The organism is Methylocella sp., assembly GCF_041905455.1.
In the GTDB taxonomy this organism is placed as follows: Bacteria; Pseudomonadota; Alphaproteobacteria; order Rhizobiales; family Beijerinckiaceae; genus Methylocapsa.
In genome coordinates this window covers 137,379-156,482 of sequence record NZ_JAYRLA010000003.1, presented here as the reverse complement: position 1 = coordinate 156,482, position 19,104 = coordinate 137,379, and the positions used below count along the sequence as shown (strand labels likewise).

Sequence of the window (19,104 nt, the reverse complement as noted above, 5' to 3'; positions counted from 1 at the left end):
ATGGGCCAAGCGCCCGTCGCGGGCGCGAAGCAGGAGGAGACCGGGCCCGGCATGAAAACCGCCATTTCGCCTGCGGCGGCGGCCGCGCTCATTCCCGACGGCGCCAGCCTGATGGTCGGCGGCTTCATGGGGGTCGGCTCGCCGCACCGGCTGATCGAGGCGCTGGCGAGCGCCGGCAAGCGCGGCTTCACGCTCATCGCCAACGACACCGGCCGCCCCAATTTCGGCGTCGCGCGTCTCGTCTCGGCGGGCTGCGTCAGCAAGGTGATCGCCTCGCACATCGGGCTCAATCCCGAGACGCAGAAGAAGATGTTCGCCGGCGAGATCGAGGTCGAGCTCACGCCGCAGGGCACGCTCGCCGAGCGCATCCGCGCCGGCGGCTACGGGCTCGGCGGCGTGCTCACCAAGACGGGCCTCGGCACCCTGGCGCAGGAGGGCCAGCGGGTGATCGACATCGACGGCGAGCCCTGGCTCTACGCGCCCCCGCTCAAGGCCGAATTCGCGCTGCTGGCCTGCGACTGCGCCGACTACAACGGCAATCTGCACTTCCAGCTCACCGCCACCAACTTCAACCCGCTGATGGCGATGGCCGGCGGCGTGGTGATCGCGGAGCCGCGCGAGATCCTGCCCGTCGGCGCCCTGCCGCCCGACGCCGTCGACACGCCCGGCGTCCTCGTCGACCATCTCATCGAAAGGCCGAAGATATGAAGCCTGAGGAGATCATCCAGCGCCGCGTCGCGCGCGAGCTGCGTCCGGGCACGCTGGTCAACCTCGGCATCGGCCTGCCGACCGGCGTCGCGCAGTTCATTTCTCCGCACGACGGCATCCTGCTCCAGTCGGAGAACGGCATCGTCGGCATGGGCGCGCGCCCGCCCGAGGGCATGGAGTGGGACGACCTCACCGACGCCGGCGGCGGCTTCGTCACCGCCGCGCCCGGCGCGGCGCGGGTCGACAGCGCGACCTCCTTCGGCCTCATCCGCGGCGGCCATCTCGACGCCACCGTGCTCGGCGGGCTCGAGGTCGACGAACAGGGCCGGCTCGCCAACTGGATGGCGCCGGGCAGGATGGTTCCGGGCATGGGCGGCGCGATGGACCTCGTGACGGGCGCGCGGCGGGTCGTCGTCGCCATGCAGCACACCGCGCGCGGCAAGCCGAAGATCGTCCCTTCCTGCTCGCTGCCGCTGACCTCGACGCGCCGCGTGACGCTGGTCGTCACCGAGCTCGCGGTGATCGAGCCGACCGACGACGGCCTCGCGCTGCGCGAGCGCGCGCCCGGCGTCGGCGTCGAGGACATTCTCGCGGCGACCGCGGCGCGGCTGATCATCGGCGAGACGACGCCCGAGATGGACCTGCGCGCCGCGGCCTGAGCCGGTCAGCGCGCCCCGGCGGAAACGCCGGGATCGATCTGGAACTCGACCGCCTCGATCACCGCGGCGCCGGCGAGCGTCGCCAGCGCGACGCGCACCGGCACGACGACATGGGCGCGCTCCACGGGCGCGAGCCAGACCTCGATGTCGCGGTTCTGGGCCATGAATCTGGCCGAACGCGACTGCAGCTTGTGGCCGGCGATCGGCGCGTAGCGCACCGCGCAGACCGAGACCGGGCCGGAATAGCCGGGCAGCGCGGCCTCGCGCGTCCCGGCGTAGGAGAGCGTCAGGTCGAAGCGCACGAAGCCGTCGAACACCGGGATGCGGCGGTTGCAGGCGGCCGGCCCGACGAGCGGCTGCCCGGGCGGGACCGGCATGATGAAGGCGCTCGTCGGGTCGAGCACGCCGCGCTTGTGCGCCTCCGTCACCGGCGCGCGGCCCTCGAGGTCGGTCCAGGGCGGAACGATGCTGACCGCCCTGACCACGCCGCCCTGCATCGCCATGCGCACGGTGCGCGTCTCCTGGGCGTTGGCCGAGGTCGTCGCGTAGGTCGCCGGCGAGACGACGCCGGGCTGCATCGTCCCCGTCGAGCTCAGCGCCATCTTGACGTCGGCGACCATCGCCGCGACGCCGGTGAGCCGCGCCGTGAAGTCGATCCGGTACTTGTCGGGGCCGAGCGCGCCGACCGCCGCGGCGTCGCCGATGCGGATGCCGACGAGGCTCACCGCGTAGCGGGCGCGCACGACGTCCGCCGCCGCGCGGCCGGACGCGGGCGGCGCGGCGATCAGCGCGAGCGCGAGCGCCGGCGCGAGAAACCCTGTGCGGCGCGTCAAGCTGTTCTCCTGAAACGACCCTGTGGGCCGGCGGCCGTGGGCCGCCCGCGCCGCGCGGCGGAAGCGGCCGCAGCATCGGCGCGAATATCGGCGAATTTTGGCGAAACGATCAAGCCGCGCGAAATAAGCCGGCGGCGATTGGCGCCGGCGCGGCTTCGCCTGTAAGCTCGTCGCCGCAGATTCGCGCCGGAAGACGCAACGCCATGCGACGCCTTCGCCCATCAAGCCTCGCCTCCGCACGTTTCCTCGTTCTCGCCGCAGCGCTCGCCGCGCCGGGCGCCGCCGGCGCGGCGGGACTCGATAAGCCGCTCGACAAGCCGGAGGCCGCGATCGGCCAATGGGACATGACGCTCGAGGGCGGCTCACGCGAGTGCCGGCTGGCGTTGCGGCCGGAGCGCCAGCTGAACGGCTTCTATATCGGACTGCCGCACGGCTGCCGGCGCGCGATCGCGAGCCTCGTCAACGCCGCGGCGTGGAACATCTCGGCGCCCGACCATATCGCGATCACCGACGTGCGCGGCGCGAGCCTGCTCGATTTCGCGCGCGAGCCGGACGGGACGCTGACCGCCGCCACGCCGAGCGGCGAAATCTATCGCCTGACCTTCGTCGGCCCGCTGCCGCTCGGTTCGCTCACCGCGTCAGCCGCGCCGGCAGTCGCCGCCGCGCCGCAGGCGGGGGGCGCCCATCCGGCCCCGCAGGCCGCGCCCGGCCGTCCGGCCGACGTCACCGGGCGCTACGCCGTGCTGCGCGACGGCGGGCGCGACACCGGCTGCATGGTGACGCTCGATCCGGGCGGGCGCGCCTATCTCGCCCCGGCCTGCCGCGACCAGGGCATCGTCACCTTCGATCCCGTCGGCTGGCGCCTCGCCTCCTCGCGTCTGGTGCTGACCGCCCGCAAGGGCCACACCACGACGCTCGACCAGCAGCCGGACGGCACATGGATGAAGGACGCCGCGCTCGGCAAGACGCTGGGGCTGAAGCGGTTGTGACGGCGCCGGCGGCTAGCGCCGCGCCCGCGCCGCCGCGATCAGCCCCGCCGTCGACGAATCGAGCCCGTCGAGCGGCGCGTCGGCGTCGGCGACAAGCGGGGCGAGCTTGACGGCGAGCTCCTTGCCGAGCTCGACGCCCCACTGGTCGAAGGTGTTGACGTTCCAGATCACCCCTTGCGTGAACACCTTGTGCTCGTAGAGCGCGATCAGCCGGCCGAGCGTGCGCGGCGTCAGGGAGCCGTAGAGCAGCGTGCTCGACGGCCGGTCGCCCTCGAACACTTTGTGCGGGGCGAGCATGGCCGCCTCCTGCGGCGCCATCCCCTGCGCCTCGAGCTGGCGCGCGACCTCCTCGATCCCGCGCCCCTGCGTCAGCGCCTGCGCCTGCGCGAGGCAGTTGGCGAACAAAAGCTCGTGATGACGCTCATCGGCCGCGATCGGCCGGGCGGCGACGAGGAAGTCGACGGGGACGATCTGCGTGCCCTGATGCAGCAGCTGGAAGAAGGCGTGCTGGCCGTTGGTGCCGGGCTCGCCCCAGACGACCGGCGCGGTGTCGAGCCGAACGCGCCGCCCGTCGCGCCCGACCGACTTGCCGTTCGACTCCATGTCGAGCTGCTGCAGATAGGCGGGAAAGCGGACGAGCCGCTGGTCGTAGGGGATCACCGCATGGGTCGGAAAGCCGAGCGCATTGCGGCAGAGCACGCCGATAAGCCCCATCAGCGCCGGAATGTTGCGTTCGAGCGGCGCCTCCTGAAAGTGCCGGTCGACGTCCTCCCCGCCGCGTAAAAAATCCTTGAAATTGTCGCGGCCGATCCCGATGGCGAGCGAGAGGCCGATCGCCGACCAGATCGAATAGCGCCCGCCGACCCAGTCCCAGAAGCCGAACACGCGGTCGGGACGCACGCCGAAGGCGGCGACGCGGTCGAGCTGCGTCGAGACGGCGCAGAAATGGTCGGCGACCGCCGCCTCGCCGAGCGCGGCGACAAGGCGCGCGCGCGCGGACGCCGCGTTGGTCATCGTCTCGAGCGTCGTGAAAGTTTTGGAGCAGACGACGAACAGCGTGGTCTCGAGCGCGACCCCCTTCAGCGCGTCGGCGATGTCGGCGCCGTCGACGTTGGCGACGAAATGCAGCTTGAGCCCGTCGGCGACGAAAGGCGAGAGCGCGCGCGCGGCCATCGCCGGGCCGAGGTCCGAGCCGCCGATGCCGAAATTGACGACGTCGGTGAAGCGCGCGCCGCTCGCCGCCCGGATCGCGCCCTCGCGCACGCCCTGCGCGAAGTCGAGCAGGCGCGCCCGCTCGGCCGCGACGATCGCGTCGACATCCTCGCCCTGCGCGCGCATCGGCGCGCCGGAGAGGTTGCGCAGGGCCATGTGCAGGGCCGCGCGCCTCTCCGTGCCGTTCACGGCGGCGCCGGAGAAAAGCTCCGCGCGGCGCCCCTCGAGATCGGCGGCGCGGGCGAGCGCGACGAGCAGGCGCAGCGTCGTCGCGTCGACGCGATGCCGCGAGAAGTCGAAGAGAAGGTCGTCGAAGGCGACGCTGAAGCGCGCGAAGCGGCCGGGGTCCGCCTTGAACAGGTCGGCGACGCGGGGAGCGTCGGAGCGTCCCGCGTGCGCGCGAAGCGCGGAAAGGGCGTCGGCGACTGTGCTGGCGTCCATGGCGGGCCTTGAGAGGAGGGAGCCGCCGTTCCTCTACTCCAAGACGACGAAGACGCAAAGCGACGACGAAGACGCAAAGCGACGGCGAAGGCGCGAAATCGAGGCCCGCGCGACGCGGCGGAACGTGTTTGAGACGGCGAAAAAAAGCCGCCGGGCCCGAAGGTCCGGCGGCGGGAGAAGGCGAGGGGCGCGATCGCTCACATGTTGTAGGCGCGCTCGCCGTGCGAGGTGATGTCGAGGCCCTCCATTTCGGCTTCCTTGCTCACGCGCAGGCCGAAGACGAGGTCGACGATCTTGTAGAGAATAAAGGAGCCGACGCCGGAATAGATCAGCGTGAACAGCACCGCCTTGACCTGCTTCAGGACCTGGTCGGCCATGACGTAGGTCGCGGGCGCGGCCGTGCCCGGATTGGTCGCGTAGTCGACGAGGCCGACGCCGCCGAGCGCCGGCGCGACGAGGAAGCCCGTGGCGACGGCGCCGACGATTCCGCCGACGCAGTGCACGCCGAACACGTCGAGCGAGTCGTCATAGCCGCCCCACCTCTTCACATAGTCGACGAAGAAGAAGCAGACGCCGCCGGCGACGAGGCCGAGGACGACCGAGCCCATCGGGCCGGCGAAGCCCGAGGCCGGGGTGATGGCGACGAGGCCGGCGACCGCGCCGGAGATCATGCCGAGCAGCGAGGGCTTGCCGCGCAGCGCCCATTCGACGAAGGCCCAGGAGAGGGTCGCCGCGGAGGTCGCCACGAAGGTGTTGACGAAGGCGAGCGCCGTCGCGCCGTTCGACTCGAGGTTCGAGCCGGCGTTGAAGCCGAACCAGCCGACCCACAGCAGGGAGGCGCCGATCATCGACATGGTGATCGAATGGGGCGGACCGACCTCGCGCGGGAAGCCGATGCGCTTGCCTATGACGAGGCAGCCGACGAAGCCCGCGATGCCGGCGTTGATGTGGACGACCGTGCCGCCCGCGAAGTCGAGCGCGCCGACCTGGAAGAGATAGCCCGCGTTGGCGTTGACCGCGTCGAGATGCGCCTGCGCCTCGGCCTTGGCGGCGTCGGTCGTCGCGGCGGCGAGCGCCCTGGCGGCGTCGGCGACGGCGTCGGGACCCGCCCAGTACCAGACCGAATGGGCGATCGGGAAGTAGATCAGCGTCACCCACAGCGCGACGAAGACGAGCAGCGAGGAGAATTTGATGCGCTCGGCGAAGGAGCCGATGATCAGCGCCGGCGTGATGCAGGCGAAGGTCATCTGGAACGCCATGTAGGCGAATTCCGGGATCACCACGCCGTTCGAGAAGGTGCCGGCGGTGGAGTTGGCGTCCATGCCGGCGAGGAAGGCTCGGCTGAAGCCTCCGACGAAGGCGTTGAGGTCGACGCCGAACAGGGGCACGGCGGCGTGCGAGCCTTCGGTGAAGGCGAGCGAATAACCGTAGACGACCCAGATGATGGAGACGAGCGCGACGATCGCGAACACCTGCGACAGCACCGAGGCCATGTTCCTGGTGCGCACGAGGCCGCCATAGAACAGCGCGAGGCCGGGGACCGACATCATCAGCACGAGCGCCGTTGAAACCAGCATCCAGGCGGTGTCGCCCTTGTTCGGGACCGGCGCGGCCGCGGCCGCCGCTGCGTCCTGCGCGAGGGCGGCGCCGGCGGCCGCGGCCGCGAGCAGCAGGCCCAGCCCGACCGCCCGCAACGGCGGAGGAAACGCGAACTTCATTCTGTTCTCCTCAGAAGCTTACAGGTGTCGAAGGCTCAAAGAGCGTCGAGGTCGCGCTCGCCGGTGCGGATGCGGATCGCCTGGTCGAGGCTCGAAACGAAAATCTTGCCGTCGCCGATCTGGCCGGTGCGCGCGGCCGAGCCGATCGCCTCGACGGTCGGTCCGACGAAATCGGACGGCACGGCCACTTCGATCTTCAGCTTCGGCAGGAAGCTCACCGCATATTCGGCGCCGCGATAGATCTCGGTGTGGCCCTTCTGACGTCCGTATCCCTTGACCTCGGTCACCGTCATGCCGTGCACGCCGACGCTGGTCAGCGCGTCGCGGACCTCGTCCAGCTTGAACGGCTTTATGATCGCAACAACGATTTTCATGTGGTTTTTCCCATTTGGGTCTCTCCGAAGGCCGGCTTGAGCGGGTTTCGCCCGCCGCCGACCCCGTCGAACAAGCCTGAAGCGCGTCCTCGCCGAAGCCCGCCTAGCAAACTGCGGGCCTTTCTGCGGCCGACGCCGTCCTTGCACGTGGGAAAATGCGCTGCGCCATTTCGGCCGGTCCGCGGCGCGGCGGCGCCGGACGGCCCGCAGCGCGCAGAATCCGAGTCGCGTGCCTAATTTTTAGGCGAGCAGGGCCAGAACTTGAGCCGAACCTTTATGCGCAGCGGCCCGCCGGAAGCCGAAATCGGCGCGCGAATCCGCGATTTCGGGCCGTCCGCATCGAGGATCGGCCATCCAAGCGGGTCAAAAGCGGCGAATCCGTCGTCGGAATGACGACGGCGGCCGTCAGAGGCTCGACGTCCGCGCTACGGCTTCAGCGGCCGCATCAGCCCTTCCTGCACGCTCGAGGCCACGAGCCGGCCGTCGCGCGCGTAGAAGCCGCCGCGCGCGAGCCCCCGGCCGCCGCCGGCGTTGGGGCTCTCCTGCGCGTAGAGCAGCCATTCGTCGGCGCGGAAGGGCCGATGCAGCCATAGCGCGTGGTCGAGGCTCGCCACCTGCAGCCCAGGGTCCATGACGATGCGGCCGTGACGCATCAGCGCCGTGTCGAGCAGGGTGAGGTCGGACATGTAGGCGAGCATCGCGCGATGGACGCCGGGGTCGTCCGGCAGCCGCCCGGAGGCGCGCAGCCAGACGTTCAGCCCGCTCGCGCCGCCCTCGCGCCGGAAATAGCCCTCGGGATCGACGGGGCGGGTCTCGATCGGCCGCTCGCTCGCCAGGAAGCGGCGCACCGGTTCGGACAGGCGCTCGGCGTGGCGGGCGAGCAGCTCGGCTTCGCTCGGCAGCGTCTCGGGCGCGGGGACGGCCGGCGGCGGCGCCATGTGCTCGAGGCCCGCCTCGGCGATCTGGAACGAGGCGGCGAGCGTGAAGATCGCCCGCCCGTGCTGCTTCGCCACGACGCGGCGGGTCGAGAAGCTGCCGCCGTCGCGCAGCCGCTCGACGTCGTAAAGGATCGGCGCGTAAGGATCGCCCGGCAGCAGGAAATAGGCGTGCAGCGAGTGCGGCTCGCGGCCTTCGACGCAGCGCTGCGCGGCGACGAGCGCCTGCGCGATCACGAGGCCGCCGTAGATGCGCCTGCCCGCGGGCGGCGCGAATCCGCGGAAGCTGTCCGCCCCGACCCGGTCGAGGTCGAACAGCCGCAGCAACGCCCCGAGCGGCGTCGCCGCGGCGTCGAGCAGGCCGGGCTCGGGCGCCTGCGCGGAGGCGCCGCGCCCGTCGGCGCGCTCAGTCATCGAGCGGACGCGCTTCCTCGGGCAGCATCACCGGCACGCCGTCGCGGATCGGATAGGCGAGGCGCGCGGCGCGCGAGATCAGCTCCTGGCGGTCGCGGTCGTATTCGAGCGTCGTCTTGGTCTGCGGGCAGACGAGAATCTCGAGCAGGCGCGGGTCGACGCCGGCGGCTTCGCCGCCGCTCCGCCTCGCGTCCGCTCCGGTCTTGCTGGCCTCGGTCATGCAGGCTTCCTTGCTGCCTTTGTCTACTGAAGAAAGGTCGGGGCCGCGCCGCCGCCGCGCGCGAGCTCGACCTCGGTGATGGCGACGAGCACGTCGGCGCGGCGCTTGAGGTCGGGGGCTTCGAGCAGCGCCTGCTTCTCGCGCGCGCCGAACGGGCTCATCATCGAGAGGGCGTTGACCAGCGCCTCGTTGGGCGCCGAATCGATGCTGTCCCAGTCGAGCTGCAGGCCGTTCGACCGGGCGAAGGCGCGCAGCGCGCGCAGGAGCCCGCCGCGGTCCACCTCGTCCTCGCCGGCGCGCGGCTCGAAATCGGCGGCGAAGGGCGAGAAGTCAACGAGCGCCCGGCGGTACGGCGTCGTCGCCGCGAGCTCGGAGTCGAGGCGGAAGCGGGCGACGCCGGTCAGCGTGACGAGATAGCGCCCGTCGCCGGTCTCGGCGATCTGGGTGAGGCGTCCGGCGCAGCCGACGGGAAACAGCGCGTCGCCCTGCTCGAGGTCGGGCTGGATCATGCCGATCAGCCGCTCCGACTTCATCGCGTCGTCGACCATGGCGAGATAGCGCGGCTCGAAGATGTTGAGCGGCAGCTCGCCGCGCGGCAGGAGAAGCGCCTTGAGCAGCGGAAACAGCGGCAGGGAGGCCGGCATGTCGCCGGGGCCCGCATAGGTCTTGTTGGTGCTCATAACCAGTCTCTTCGGCCTCCCTCCCCTCGGCGCCCTGTCACGCGAACAGGGCGGCGGACAGCTTCTTGCGCGCGAGGATGGTCGCCGGGTCGGTCGGCCCCCAGGCCTCGAACAGCTGCAGGAGCTGCTTGCGCGCGCCGTCGTCGCTCCATGAACGGTCGCGCCGGATGATGTCGAGAAGCGCCAGCGCCGCCTCCTCGCGCCGGCCGGCGGCGTTGAGGCCGAGCGCATAGTCGAAACGCGCCTGATGGTCGCTCGCGTCCGCCTCGAAGCGGCGCTTCAGCGCGTCGACGTCGCCGACCGACGCGGCCTGCTCGGCGAGCTCGAGCGCGGCGCGCGCCGCGGCGAATCTGGCGTTCGCCGGAGCCGTCGCAGACGCCGCGTCGAGCAGGGCGCGCGCCTCCTTGAGGTCGCCCGAATCGACATGGAGCCGCGCGAGGCCGGCGAGCGCGTCGAGGTCGCCGGGATCCTCGGCGAGCAGAGCGGCGTAGAACTCGGCCGCGCCGACCGCGTCGCCCTCGGCGACGAGCGCTTCGGCCTCGGCGATCGGATCCTCGCCGCCGAGCGGGCCGACGAGACGCTCGACGAAGCCGCGCGCCTCCGATTCGGGCAGCGCCCCCATGAAGCCGTCGACCGGCTGTCCGCGCTGGAAGGCGATCACCGCGGGGATCGAGCGCACGCCGAGCCGCCCGGCGATCTCGGGATGCTCGTCGATGTTCATCTTGACCAGCCTGACCTTGCCGGCGGCCTCCCTGACGATCTTCTCGAGCACCGGCGTCAATTGTCTGCACGGCCCGCACCACGGCGCCCAGAAATCGACGAGGACCGGCTGGCGCGCGGATTCGGCGACGACGTCGGCGCCGAAGGCGGCCGTCGTCGTGTCCTTGACGAAGCCGGCGTCCGCGCCCGGCTTGGCTTCCTTCGCGCTGAGGCCGTATAGTTCCGCCATCTTGAAAGCTCTCCTTTGGCCTGCGCCCGGCCCGTTCGCCAAAATGGAGCTTCGCCGCGCACATCGCAACCCTGACGCCGAGCCCTCGCGCGCCGGCGCAGCTGAAGGCGCCCCTCCTTGCCGACCAATCCCTCCGCAGCGAGCGCTCCCTCGCCCGAATCCTCTTCGGCTCCGCGCTCGGACGCCGACGAGATAAACGAGCGCCTCGCGCGCCGCCTCGGCCCGCTGCACGCCCGCCAGCGCCTCGGCATCGAGGACGCGCACGAGGCGCAGGCGTTCGGCCAGGGGCTGAACTTCTTCCATTTCGAGAACTGGTATTCCGTCCACGCCATGATGCGGCTCGTCCTGCGCCTTTGCGGCCTTTACGGGCGCGGGCGGCGCAACGCCGCGAAGGTCGCCCTGCGGCGCAACGACATCGTCTGCGCGCGCCTGCCGCGCGCCTTCGACGGCTATGTCCTTTTACATCTGTCGGACCTCCACGCCGACATGAGCGAGGCGGCGATGGCGGCGACGCGCGCGCTCGTCGGCGGGCTCGATTACGACCTCTGCGTCATGACCGGAGACTATCGCGCGCGCACCTGCGGCGGCTTCGAGGCCTCGCTCGCCGTCATGACGCCGCTCGTGCGCGCGTTGAGGGCGCCGATCTACGGCGTGCTCGGCAACCACGACACGATCCGCATGGCGCCGGCGCTCGAGGACCTCGGCGTGCGCCTGCTGCTCAACGAATCGGTCGCGATCTCGCGCGAGGGCGCGAGCATTTTTCTCGCCGGCGTCGACGACGCGCATTTCTTCCGCATGGACAATCTCGAGAAGGCGGCGGCGGGCGTTCCGCCCGAGGCTTTCTCGATCCTGTTGTCGCATACGCCGGAAATCTACGCGCAGGCGGCGCACGCGGGCTTTGACGCGATGCTGTCCGGCCACACGCACGGCGGGCAGATCTGCCTGCCCGGCGGCGCGCCGATCACGCTCGATTCGCACCTGCCGCGCCGCTTCGGCGCCGGCGCCTGGAGCTATTGCGGCATGAGCGGCTACACCTCGGTCGGCTGCGGCTCCAGCGTCCTGCCGGTGCGCCTCAACTGCCCGCCCGAGATCACCCTGCACCGGCTGCGGCGCGCTTCCTGAATTAATAAGGCGTCTCGCGCAGCTTGAGGGCGTGCAGGACGCGCGAGAGCGCGACCGCGCCGATCCAGAACAGGAACGCCGAAAAGACCGTCTCGACCAGCGTGAGGCCGAGCGCGCCGCGAATGAGGAACAACGGCAGCAGGCTCTCCGGCCCCTGGTCGACGCCCGGCGCCATGCCATGGGCGGGCATTTTCAGGCGACGCTTGAAAAAGCTCGACAGCGCGTCGCCGGCCATCGCGCCGAGCGCGGCGAGCGCCCCGAGCCGCCAGGAAAGCCCCAGCGCCGGCGCGGCGAGGCAGGCGGCCATGAGGCTCGCGGCGAGCCCGCGAAAAGTCTTCGATTCGCCAAGGACGCGGGCGCCGTCGGAAAGGCGCGCGTGAAAATCCATGGGGAAATCGAACCGCGTCCCGAGCAGGCGCGTCGCGATCACCGGCGCGCCGTTGGCGACGAACACCAGCATAAGGGCTTGCGCGATCGCGACCAGGTTCATGCGCGGGCTTCCCATGCGCGCCGGGACGGGTCTAGAAGCCTGGACCTGCGCGGGCGCGCTCGATGGATTCAACGTTGCGTGATCGGCGCCGGTTCCAGCGGCGGCGCGGCGGAAGGCGCAGCCAAGAAGCAGCCAAGAAAAAGCAGGGAGCGGATGACGGGCTTTCTCAACCTTGCGGTCGGCTGGCCGATCCTTCAGGCGCCGATGGCCGGCGTCTCGACGCCCGCCATGGCGGCGGCGGTCAGCGAGGCCGGCTGCCTCGGCGCGCTGGGGCTCGGCGCCTCGGGCGCGCAGGCCGCGCGCGGCGCAATCGAACGGACGCGGGCGCTCACCGCGCGCCCCTTCGCCGTCAACCTGTTCTGCCACGCGCCGGCCGCGCGCGACCCGGCCGCAGAGTCCGCCTGGCTCGCCCGCCTCGCGCCGCTGTTCCACGCGTTTTCGGCGCAGCCGCCGCAAGGGCTGTCCGAGATCTACAAAAGCTTCCTCGAAGATGACGCGATGCTCGAAGCCCTCATCGAGGAGAAGCCGGCGCTGGTCAGCTTTCATTTCGGCCTGCCGCAGGCGGAAAAGATCGCCGCGCTGAAGGCGGCGGGGATCGCGCTCGCCGCCAGCGCGACGAGCCTTGAGGAGGCGCGCAGAATCGAGGCCGCCGGGCTCGACGCCGTGATCGCGCAGGGGATCGAGGCGGGCGGCCATCGCGGGACTTTCGCGGCGGACGCGCCCGACGCGGGCCTCGGCGTTCTCCCGCTGACCCGCATTCTGGTCAAAAACCTTTCAATTCCGGTCGTCGCGGCGGGCGGGATCATGGACGGGGCGGGAATCGCCGCCGCGCTCAAGCTCGGCGCGGCGGGCGCCCAGCTCGGCACGGCGTTCGTCGCCTGCCCGGAATCATCCGCCGACGCGGCGTATCGCGCGGCGCTGCTGTCAGGGCCGGGCGAAACGCGCATGACCCGCGCCATCTCCGGGCGCCCCGCGCGCTGCCTCGAGAACCGTTTCACGCGATGGGGCGAGGCCGCAGGCGCCGAGGACGTTCCGGCCTATCCGCTCACCTACGACGCCGGCAAGGCGCTGAACGCTGCGGCGAAAGCGGCGGGGGAGACCGGCTTCGGCGCGCAATGGGCGGGCCAAGGCGCCCCGCTCGCGCGCGCCCTGCCGGCCGGCGAGCTCGCCGGGCTGTTGATTGAAGAGACGAAGGCGGCGCTGAACGCGCTCTAGCCGCCGAGCATCAGCTCCAGATTCTGCATCGCCGCGCCCGAGGCGCCCTTGCCGAGATTGTCGAGCCGGGCGACGAGCGCCGCCTGCCCGCGCGCCTCGTTGGCGAAGACATAGAGCTCGAGGTCGTTCGTCCCGTTGAGCGCCTCCGGCTCGATCCGGCCCGATTCGGGCGCGGAAAGGACGCGCACGCAGCGGGCGCCGGCGTAATGGCTCCGCAGCGCCGCCTCGAGGTCGCCCGCCTTCGGCCGCGCGGGCAACTCGTCGAGGAACAGCGGGATCGACACCAGCATCCCCTGCGCGAAACTGCCGACGGAGGGAACGAAGATCGGCCGGCGGGCCAGCCTGGCGTAGGCCTCGATCTCCGGCAGATGCTTGTGCGACAGGCCGAGGGCGTAAAGCTCGAAGGCCGGCGCCCGGTCCGCCTCATGATCGGCGATCATCGTCTTGCCGCCGCCGGAATAGCCGGAGACGGCGTTGATCGCGATCGGGAAATCGGGCGCGACCAGGCCGGCGTCGACGAGCGGGCGCAGCAGCGCGACGGCGCCGGTCGCATAGCAGCCGGGATTGGCGACCCGTTTCGCCCGCGCGACCGCCTCCGCCTGCCCGGCGCAAAGCTCGGGAAAGCCATAGGTCCAGCCCTGCGCGACGCGATGCGCGGTCGAGGCGTCGAGCAGGCGCGGGCCGTCCGCGCCGAGAGAGTCGACGAGGGCGGCGGTCTCCTTCGCCGCCTCGTCGGGCAGGCAGAGGATGGCGACGTCGACCTCGCGCAGGAGCTGCGCCTTGGCCTGCGGGTCCTTGCGCCGCTCCGGCGGCAGGCTCTTCAGCTCGACGCCGGGCTCCTTCGCGAGCCGGTCCTTGATGCCGAGGCCGGTGGTGCCGGCCTCACCGTCGATGAACACTTTTCCCTGCATCGCCCTTGAACCCCATGAAGGCCGCGCCCGCGCATATGGGCCGCGGCGCCTGAATTTGCGACGCCGCCGCGACGGCGCGACGACGCGAAGCGCCGGAGCCGATCACGCCGCATGCTTTTGGATGTCTCCATCCAAAGCGTCGTGATCCGGCGGCAAAGAAAAAGGCGGCCGAAGCCGCCTTGATCCCGAGTTCCGGCCGGCGCGGTCAGCGCTTCGAGAACTGGAAGCTGCGGCGGGCTTTCTTCTTGCCGTACTTCTTGCGCTCGACGACGCGCGAGTCGCGGGTGAGGAAGCCTTCCTTCTTGAGCACGGAGCGCAGCTCCGGCTCGAAGGCGACGAGCGCCTTGGCGAGGCCGTGGCGCACGGCGCCCGCCTGGCCGGAGAGGCCGCCGCCGGCGACGGTCACGGTCAGGTCGTACTGGTCGACACGGCCGGCGACGCCGAGCGGCTGGGCGAGGATCATGCGCAGCACGGGGCGGGCGAAATAGGTCTCGACGGCGCGGCCGTTGACGGTGATCTTGCCCGGGCCGGGCTTGATCCACACGCGGGCGACGGCGTCCTTGCGCTTGCCGGTGGCGTAGGCGCGACCCTGCGCGTCGAGCTTCTGGACATAAGTCGGGGCGTCCTGCGTCGGGACGGACGTCGCGGCCTTGAGGTCCTGCAGCGAAGAGAGAGTCTCGGCCATGGTCAGATCGTCCTCGCGTTCTTCTTGTTGAGGCTCGCGACGTCGAGCGTCACGGGCTGCTGCGCCTCATGCGGATGCTCGGCGCCCTTGTAGACGCGCAGGTTGGCCATCTGCCTGCGCCCGAGCGGCCCGCGCGGAACCATGCGCTCCACGGCCTTCTCGATGATCCGCTCCGGGAAGCGCCCCTCGAGGATGAATTTCGCCGAGCGCTCCTTGATGCCGCCCGGATAGCCGGTGTGGTGGTGATAGACCTTCTGGTCGCGCTTGCGGCCGGTGAAGACCACCTTCTCGGCGTTGATGACGACGATGTTGTCGCCGTCGTCCATATGGGGCGTGAAGGTCGCCTTGTGCTTGCCGCGCAGGCGCAGGGCGATGAGCGAGGCGAGCCGGCCGACGACGAGGCCCGAGGCGTCGATCAGAACCCATTTCTTTTCGATGTCCGCGGGCTTCGCGGAGTAGGTCTTGCCGAACATTGCGATGATCGTTTCCTGGTGTGTCCGCCGGCGAACGGCCCGACGAGGAGCGGTGCGACGGCGCGAGCGCGGCTCATAGCCCGCGCTCCGTCCCGCGTCAAGCGCGGCGAGCCCGAAAAAGCCTTGCGTCGCCGAACTTTAGCCCTTGAGGTATCTTTCTACCTCAATACGCCGCGCCGATGAAGCTCTCCGGCGCGCCGTCCTTCGGATCGACGAAGACGATGTCCTTCGGGTCGCGCCGCGGCGCGTCGACGGAAAGGAAGGCGATCGGCTCCTCGAGCATGTCCGGCAGGGCGTGGACGATGCGCCGGCGGAAGAACAAAAGGTCGCCGGGGCGGAATTCGCGCAGGTCCGAGGGATCGTTCATCCAGAACGCGCCGCGCCCGGACAGCACGTAGAGATATTCGTCGGAGCCTTCATGATAATGCGCCGGCGCGCCGCGATAACGCGCGCGCTCGACCCTGGCTCGTCGGTCAGATATGTGTCGAGCGGCAGCGTCTTCGCGGTCGGCGGGAACTCGCGCGAGATGGCGAGCGGATCGAAGCGGGCGAAGGCGGGACGCGCTTTCTGCGTGGTCATGGCGGTCCTCCCGGGCGCGCGCAACCGGCGCGGCCGCCCGCGCGTTCACTTCAGCATAAGCTTCAAGGAGGCGGGCGGCGATGGCGGGACAGGCGAACGGGATCGTGAACGAGGGGATGGACGAGGCGATCCGCTCTATCCTGCGCAAGACGAAGACTATCGCCCTCGTCGGCCTTTCCGACAATCCGGCGCGCGATTCCTATGAGGTCGCGGCCTTCCTGCTCTCGCGCGGCTTTCTTGTGACGGGGGTCAATCCCGGCCTCGCCGGGCGCGCGATCCTCGGCGCGCCGGTCGTCGGACGGCTCGCCGACCTCGCCGAGCCGGTCGACATGGTCGACGTGTTCCGCAACTCCGCCGCGGCCGGGCAGGTGGTGAACGAGGTTCTCGCCCTGCCCTGGCGGCCGAAGGTGATCTGGATGCAGCTCGGCGTCGTCAACGAGCCGGCCGCGGCGCTGGCGCGGGCGCAGGGAATCGAGGTGGTGATGGACCGCTGCCCGAAGATGGAGTGGGCGCGGCTCGGACCGTCCGGCTGAAGGTTTCAGCCCTCTCGCGCGAGGGCCTGCGCGTTGAGCGTCGCCGCCGCCAGCACGATCATCGCGAAGCCCTGATGGGCGAGGCCGGCCCATGGCGGCACGGCGAGCAGCAGCGTCGTGATCCCGAGCCCCGCCTGAACCGCGACGAGCGCGAGAAAGGCGAGCGCGCGCCGCGTGGCCGGGGCCGCCCCCTCCTCGATGGCGAGCCAGACCGCCTGCGCCAGCCCCAGCGCCAGCAGCAGATAGGCCGTGAAGCGGTGCTCGACCTGCACCGTAAGCATATTGTCGAGGACGTTGCGCCAGGGCGGCGACATCGCCGCGAGCTCGTCGAGCGGCGGAACGAATCGTCCCTCGATCAGCGGCCAGGTCATATAGACGCGTCCGGCGCGAAGGCCCGCGACGAGGCCGCCGAAGAAGATCTGGACGAACACGAGCGCCAGCAGGACGAAGGCGAAAATTCTCGCGCCGGGCGCCGGCTCCCCTTCGCCGGAGCGGCGAAACGTCTCGCCGGCCGCCATCCACACGGTCCAGGCGAAGGTGAGGCTCGCCAGCGTCAGATGGATGGCGAGGCGCTCCTGCGCCACCTCGGTGCGCTCCACGAGGCCGGACTTCACCATCCACCAGCCGACGAAGCCCTGCAGCGCGCCGAGCGCGATGAGGCCGAGCAGCTGCGGCTTCAGGCGGCCGGGCAGGCGCCCGTTCGCCCAGAAGAAGAGCATCGGCAGGGCGGCGTAGAGGCCGATGAGGCGCCCGAGCAGCCGGTGCGCCCATTCGAAGAAGAAGATGACCTTGAAGCCGGAAAGGTCCATGTCCGGGAAGACCTGCGCATATTGCGGGATCCTCCTGTAGTTCTCGAACTCGGCCGCCCATTGCTCCGGGGAGAGCGGCGGGACGACGCCGGTCAACGGTTTCCATTGCGTGATCGAGAGGCCCGATTCGGTGAGGCGCGTCGCGCCGCCGAGCAGGACCATCAGCAGGATGAGCCCGGCGAGGCTCCACAGCCAGGCCGCGACGGCGCAGCCCGTATCGCGGCGCGGCGGCGCGAAGACGCCCGGCGCCGGCGGATCGAACGTCCAGGTCATGAATGGAAAACCACAATCATCGCTTCGCCCGCCGTTCCGAATCCGCCTCGCCCGCGAAAGTGCGGCGCGCCCTGCCCTTCCATGAATCGCCCCCGCGAAGCAAGGGGCCTGAGGCGAGCCGCTTGCGCGCCGCCGCGCGCCGCGATTTAAGGAGGCTTTCGGCGGCGGGGACCCAGTCATGCGCATGCGCGCGCGCAAATTCATCGGCACGGTGATCACGATCGGCTTCGTGCCCTTCTACGCGCTGATCGCCATGGCGCTGGCGCAGGCGCGTCCGATCCAGCAGGCCGCGCCCGCCGTGCAGGTCGTCTGCTACGCGATTTTGGGGCTGATCTGGGTCGTTCCGCTGATGCCGCTGATTCGCTGGATGCAGAAGCCGGACGCCTGAGCGCCGCGCGGTCACGCCGCGCCGAGGCTGAGGCGGCGCGGCGGGCTCCTTCCCGGCGCGCCGATGACGAGCACGTCGCGCGCCCGCCAGCCGGCGCTCAGGGCCGCCTGCCCGAGCGGACGCGGCGCCTGGGGAGCGGAGAACAGCGCGACGACGTCGGCCTGCGCGGCGAGCGCCTCGAAGCTTTCGTCCTGCGGCTCCCCCGCCGCGGCGAGCCAGATGAAGTCATAGGCGCCGCTGAGCGCGTCGAGGATGGCCGACAGCTCCGCGCCGGCGACGAGCGCCTCGGGCGGCAGCGCGCCGGCGCCGCGCCCGACGAGATGCAGGCGCGTCGCGGCGTCGCGCCTTATCGTCTCGTCGAAGCTCGCCTCATGCGCCAGCAGCTCGGCGAGGCCGGGGGCCGCGCCCGGCGCGCCGGCGCGCAGACGGTCGGGCGCGAGATCGCCGAAGTCGATCAGGATCGAGCGCCCCTGCGCGCTCAGCCGGCGCGCCAGCGCGAGCGCGCCCTCGCCGGACGATGCGGCGGGCGCGCCGAGGGCGGCGCAGAAGATGCGCGTCGGGCCGTCCCGGCGCGCGGAGAGGACGCGCGCGGCGGCCTCCTCAAGGGCGAGCGCGTCCGCCGGCCGGGCGGCAAAGCGCTCGTCGCCGAGGCGCGCGGAGGCGAAGCCGCTCATCGCGAGGCCCGCTTCGCCGACCGGATGCGGCGCGGCGGGCGCCGCCGGCGCGCCGTGGCGGGCGCGCAGGAAAAAGCCGGCGCCGCCCGCGGTGAGCGCGAGAAGGGCGGCGAAGGCGATCATGTCGCGCGCGTCGGGGCCCATCGCCTCGCGCGGCGGCTGCGCTCTCGAAAGCACGCTCGCGCTCGCGAAGGCGGCGCGCGCGAAGGCGCCCGCGCCCGCCTCATGGGCGGCGGCGCCCGTCTCGACGAACAGGGCGGCGACCCGATTCGCCGCGTCGGCGGCGAAGGCGGCGTCGTCGGCCCTGAAGGCGATGGCGATCTGGCGCTCGCGCGGGGCGGGCGTGACGGAAAGGCGTTTGCCGAAGGCTTCGACCGCGCTCTCGCGCAGGCCCTCGCGGCCGGCCTCGCCGAAGCCGAGCGCGGCCAGCGCCCGGGCGGGCAGGGACGCGCGGGCCGCGAACTCCGGCCGCTCCCAGGCGTCGAGCGACTCGAGCGCGTCGCGCGCGAGCTCGCGCGAGCGGGCGAGCGCCGCCGCCTGCTCCAGCGGCGCCTGCGTCGCGGGAGCGGCGACGAAGACGCGCGCCTCGGCGCGATATTGCGGGACGCGGCCGGCGAGGAGGACGGCCGCCGCGACGGCGCCCGCCGCAAGGGCGGCGAGCGCTCCTGGACGGCGCGCCGCGAAGGCGCGCGCAAAGCCCGGAGGCGTCCCTGCGCGCGGCGTCCGCCTGACCCTGAGCTGCATGGGACCGCTCCAAAACCCGACGCCGCATTGAGCCGCCGTTATGGTTTCCGAGTGGTTAACGCCCCGATCACAGCCT

The 19,104-nt window shown here is 71.4% G+C and carries 21 protein-coding genes and 1 pseudogene; 7 read left to right on the top strand and 15 right to left on the bottom strand.

Annotation, left to right across the window (positions count from 1 at the left end):
* Positions 1–51 precede the first annotated feature (51 nt).
* Both ACE3OG_RS04160 and ACE3OG_RS04155 read left to right on the top strand, forming a co-directional pair.
* Positions 52–708 carry a CoA transferase subunit A gene (locus tag ACE3OG_RS04160; RefSeq protein WP_374306317.1) on the top strand — a complete coding sequence of 219 codons (657 nt, stop codon included), beginning with the start codon at positions 52–54 and terminating at the stop codon, positions 706–708.
* Entirely contained in the window at positions 705–1,367 is a 663-nt protein-coding gene (locus ACE3OG_RS04155) for a 3-oxoacid CoA-transferase subunit B (RefSeq protein ID WP_374306242.1), read from the top strand. Before ACE3OG_RS04160 ends, ACE3OG_RS04155 begins: the two co-directional genes overlap by 4 nt.
* Before the next feature lie 5 nt (positions 1,368–1,372).
* Here the strand turns inward: ACE3OG_RS04155 and ACE3OG_RS04150 are convergent, their stop codons facing one another.
* The gene (locus ACE3OG_RS04150) at positions 1,373–2,200 is read right to left on the bottom strand and encodes a DUF3108 domain-containing protein (RefSeq protein ID WP_374306241.1); all 828 of its coding nucleotides are present in this window, start codon (positions 2,198–2,200) and stop codon (positions 1,373–1,375) included.
* A gap of 203 nt (positions 2,201–2,403) precedes the next feature.
* On the opposite strand from ACE3OG_RS04150, the gene ACE3OG_RS04145 reads away from it, so the two are divergent.
* Entirely contained in the window at positions 2,404–3,189 is a 786-nt protein-coding gene (locus ACE3OG_RS04145) for an AprI/Inh family metalloprotease inhibitor (RefSeq protein WP_374306240.1), read from the top strand.
* Between the two features lie 12 nt (positions 3,190–3,201).
* On the opposite strand, the gene pgi is transcribed toward ACE3OG_RS04145, so the two are convergent.
* The 7 genes from pgi to trxA all read right to left on the bottom strand — a co-directional run bounded on the left by pgi (position 3,202) and on the right by trxA (position 10,132).
* Positions 3,202–4,842 (bottom strand): glucose-6-phosphate isomerase, encoded by a 1,641-nt coding sequence (gene pgi, locus ACE3OG_RS04140; protein ID WP_374306239.1) that lies wholly within the window; start codon positions 4,840–4,842, stop codon positions 3,202–3,204.
* Positions 4,843–5,039: 197 nt separating this feature from the next.
* On the bottom strand, positions 5,040–6,560 hold the full coding sequence (locus ACE3OG_RS04135) for an ammonium transporter (RefSeq protein ID WP_374306238.1): 1,521 nt from the start codon (positions 6,558–6,560) through the stop codon (positions 5,040–5,042).
* A 35-nt stretch (positions 6,561–6,595) separates the two neighbouring features.
* A complete protein-coding gene (locus tag ACE3OG_RS04130) occupies positions 6,596–6,934 on the bottom strand; it encodes a P-II family nitrogen regulator (RefSeq protein ID WP_374306237.1) in 339 nt (112 codons plus the stop codon).
* A 425-nt stretch (positions 6,935–7,359) separates the two neighbouring features.
* Complete coding sequence (locus ACE3OG_RS04125) at positions 7,360–8,283, bottom strand: acyl-CoA thioesterase (RefSeq protein WP_374306236.1); 924 nt, start codon at positions 8,281–8,283, stop codon at positions 7,360–7,362.
* Positions 8,276–8,503, bottom strand: coding sequence for a Trm112 family protein (locus tag ACE3OG_RS04120; RefSeq protein WP_374306235.1), 228 nt, complete (start codon positions 8,501–8,503; stop codon positions 8,276–8,278). Before ACE3OG_RS04120 ends, ACE3OG_RS04125 begins: the two co-directional genes overlap by 8 nt.
* 23 nt (positions 8,504–8,526) lie before the next feature.
* Positions 8,527–9,183, bottom strand: a complete 657-nt coding sequence (locus ACE3OG_RS04115; RefSeq protein WP_374306234.1) for an LON peptidase substrate-binding domain-containing protein — start codon at positions 9,181–9,183, stop codon at positions 8,527–8,529.
* Positions 9,184–9,220: 37 nt separating this feature from the next.
* Positions 9,221–10,132 carry a thioredoxin gene (trxA, locus tag ACE3OG_RS04110; protein WP_374306232.1) on the bottom strand — a complete coding sequence of 304 codons (912 nt, stop codon included), beginning with the start codon at positions 10,130–10,132 and terminating at the stop codon, positions 9,221–9,223.
* 192 nt (positions 10,133–10,324) lie between these two features.
* Between trxA and ACE3OG_RS04105 the strand changes: the two genes are divergently transcribed.
* Entirely contained in the window at positions 10,325–11,254 is a 930-nt protein-coding gene (locus tag ACE3OG_RS04105) for a metallophosphoesterase (protein WP_374306316.1), read from the top strand.
* A 1-nt stretch (position 11,255) separates the two neighbouring features.
* Here the strand turns inward: ACE3OG_RS04105 and ACE3OG_RS04100 are convergent, their stop codons facing one another.
* On the bottom strand, positions 11,256–11,744 hold the full coding sequence (locus ACE3OG_RS04100) for a CDP-archaeol synthase (RefSeq protein ID WP_374306230.1): 489 nt from the start codon (positions 11,742–11,744) through the stop codon (positions 11,256–11,258).
* 153 nt (positions 11,745–11,897) lie between these two features.
* Here ACE3OG_RS04100 and ACE3OG_RS04095 point away from each other — a divergent pair, with 153 nt between their 5' ends.
* The gene (locus ACE3OG_RS04095) at positions 11,898–12,959 is read left to right on the top strand and encodes an NAD(P)H-dependent flavin oxidoreductase (protein WP_374306229.1); all 1,062 of its coding nucleotides are present in this window, start codon (positions 11,898–11,900) and stop codon (positions 12,957–12,959) included.
* Here ACE3OG_RS04095 and argC read toward each other — a convergent pair.
* From argC to ACE3OG_RS04075, 4 genes and pseudogenes are all read right to left on the bottom strand, one after another.
* Positions 12,956–13,870, bottom strand: a complete 915-nt coding sequence (argC, locus tag ACE3OG_RS04090) for an N-acetyl-gamma-glutamyl-phosphate reductase (protein WP_374306228.1) — start codon at positions 13,868–13,870, stop codon at positions 12,956–12,958. The genes ACE3OG_RS04095 and argC overlap by 4 nt on opposite strands.
* Before the next feature lie 205 nt (positions 13,871–14,075).
* Complete coding sequence (gene rpsI, locus ACE3OG_RS04085; RefSeq protein WP_374306227.1) at positions 14,076–14,555, bottom strand: 30S ribosomal protein S9; 480 nt, start codon at positions 14,553–14,555, stop codon at positions 14,076–14,078.
* Between the two features lie 2 nt (positions 14,556–14,557).
* Positions 14,558–15,028 carry a 50S ribosomal protein L13 gene (gene rplM, locus ACE3OG_RS04080; protein WP_374306225.1) on the bottom strand — a complete coding sequence of 157 codons (471 nt, stop codon included), beginning with the start codon at positions 15,026–15,028 and terminating at the stop codon, positions 14,558–14,560.
* A 163-nt stretch (positions 15,029–15,191) separates the two neighbouring features.
* Positions 15,192–15,607: pseudogene (locus tag ACE3OG_RS04075) on the bottom strand (cupin domain-containing protein).
* Positions 15,608–15,687: 80 nt separating this feature from the next.
* On the opposite strand from ACE3OG_RS04075, the gene ACE3OG_RS04070 reads away from it, so the two are divergent.
* Positions 15,688–16,140 (top strand): CoA-binding protein, encoded by a 453-nt coding sequence (locus ACE3OG_RS04070; protein ID WP_374306223.1) that lies wholly within the window; start codon positions 15,688–15,690, stop codon positions 16,138–16,140.
* A 5-nt stretch (positions 16,141–16,145) separates the two neighbouring features.
* Here ACE3OG_RS04070 and ACE3OG_RS04065 read toward each other — a convergent pair whose 3' ends face one another.
* Positions 16,146–17,222 carry a COX15/CtaA family protein gene (locus tag ACE3OG_RS04065; RefSeq protein WP_374306221.1) on the bottom strand — a complete coding sequence of 359 codons (1,077 nt, stop codon included), beginning with the start codon at positions 17,220–17,222 and terminating at the stop codon, positions 16,146–16,148.
* Positions 17,223–17,400: 178 nt separating this feature from the next.
* On the opposite strand from ACE3OG_RS04065, the gene ACE3OG_RS04060 reads away from it, so the two are divergent.
* Entirely contained in the window at positions 17,401–17,610 is a 210-nt protein-coding gene (locus ACE3OG_RS04060; protein WP_374306219.1) for a DUF2842 domain-containing protein, read from the top strand.
* Between the two features lie 11 nt (positions 17,611–17,621).
* Here ACE3OG_RS04060 and ACE3OG_RS04055 read toward each other — a convergent pair whose 3' ends face one another.
* The gene (locus ACE3OG_RS04055; RefSeq protein ID WP_374306218.1) at positions 17,622–19,028 is read right to left on the bottom strand and encodes a hypothetical protein; all 1,407 of its coding nucleotides are present in this window, start codon (positions 19,026–19,028) and stop codon (positions 17,622–17,624) included.
* Positions 19,029–19,104 lie beyond the last annotated feature (76 nt).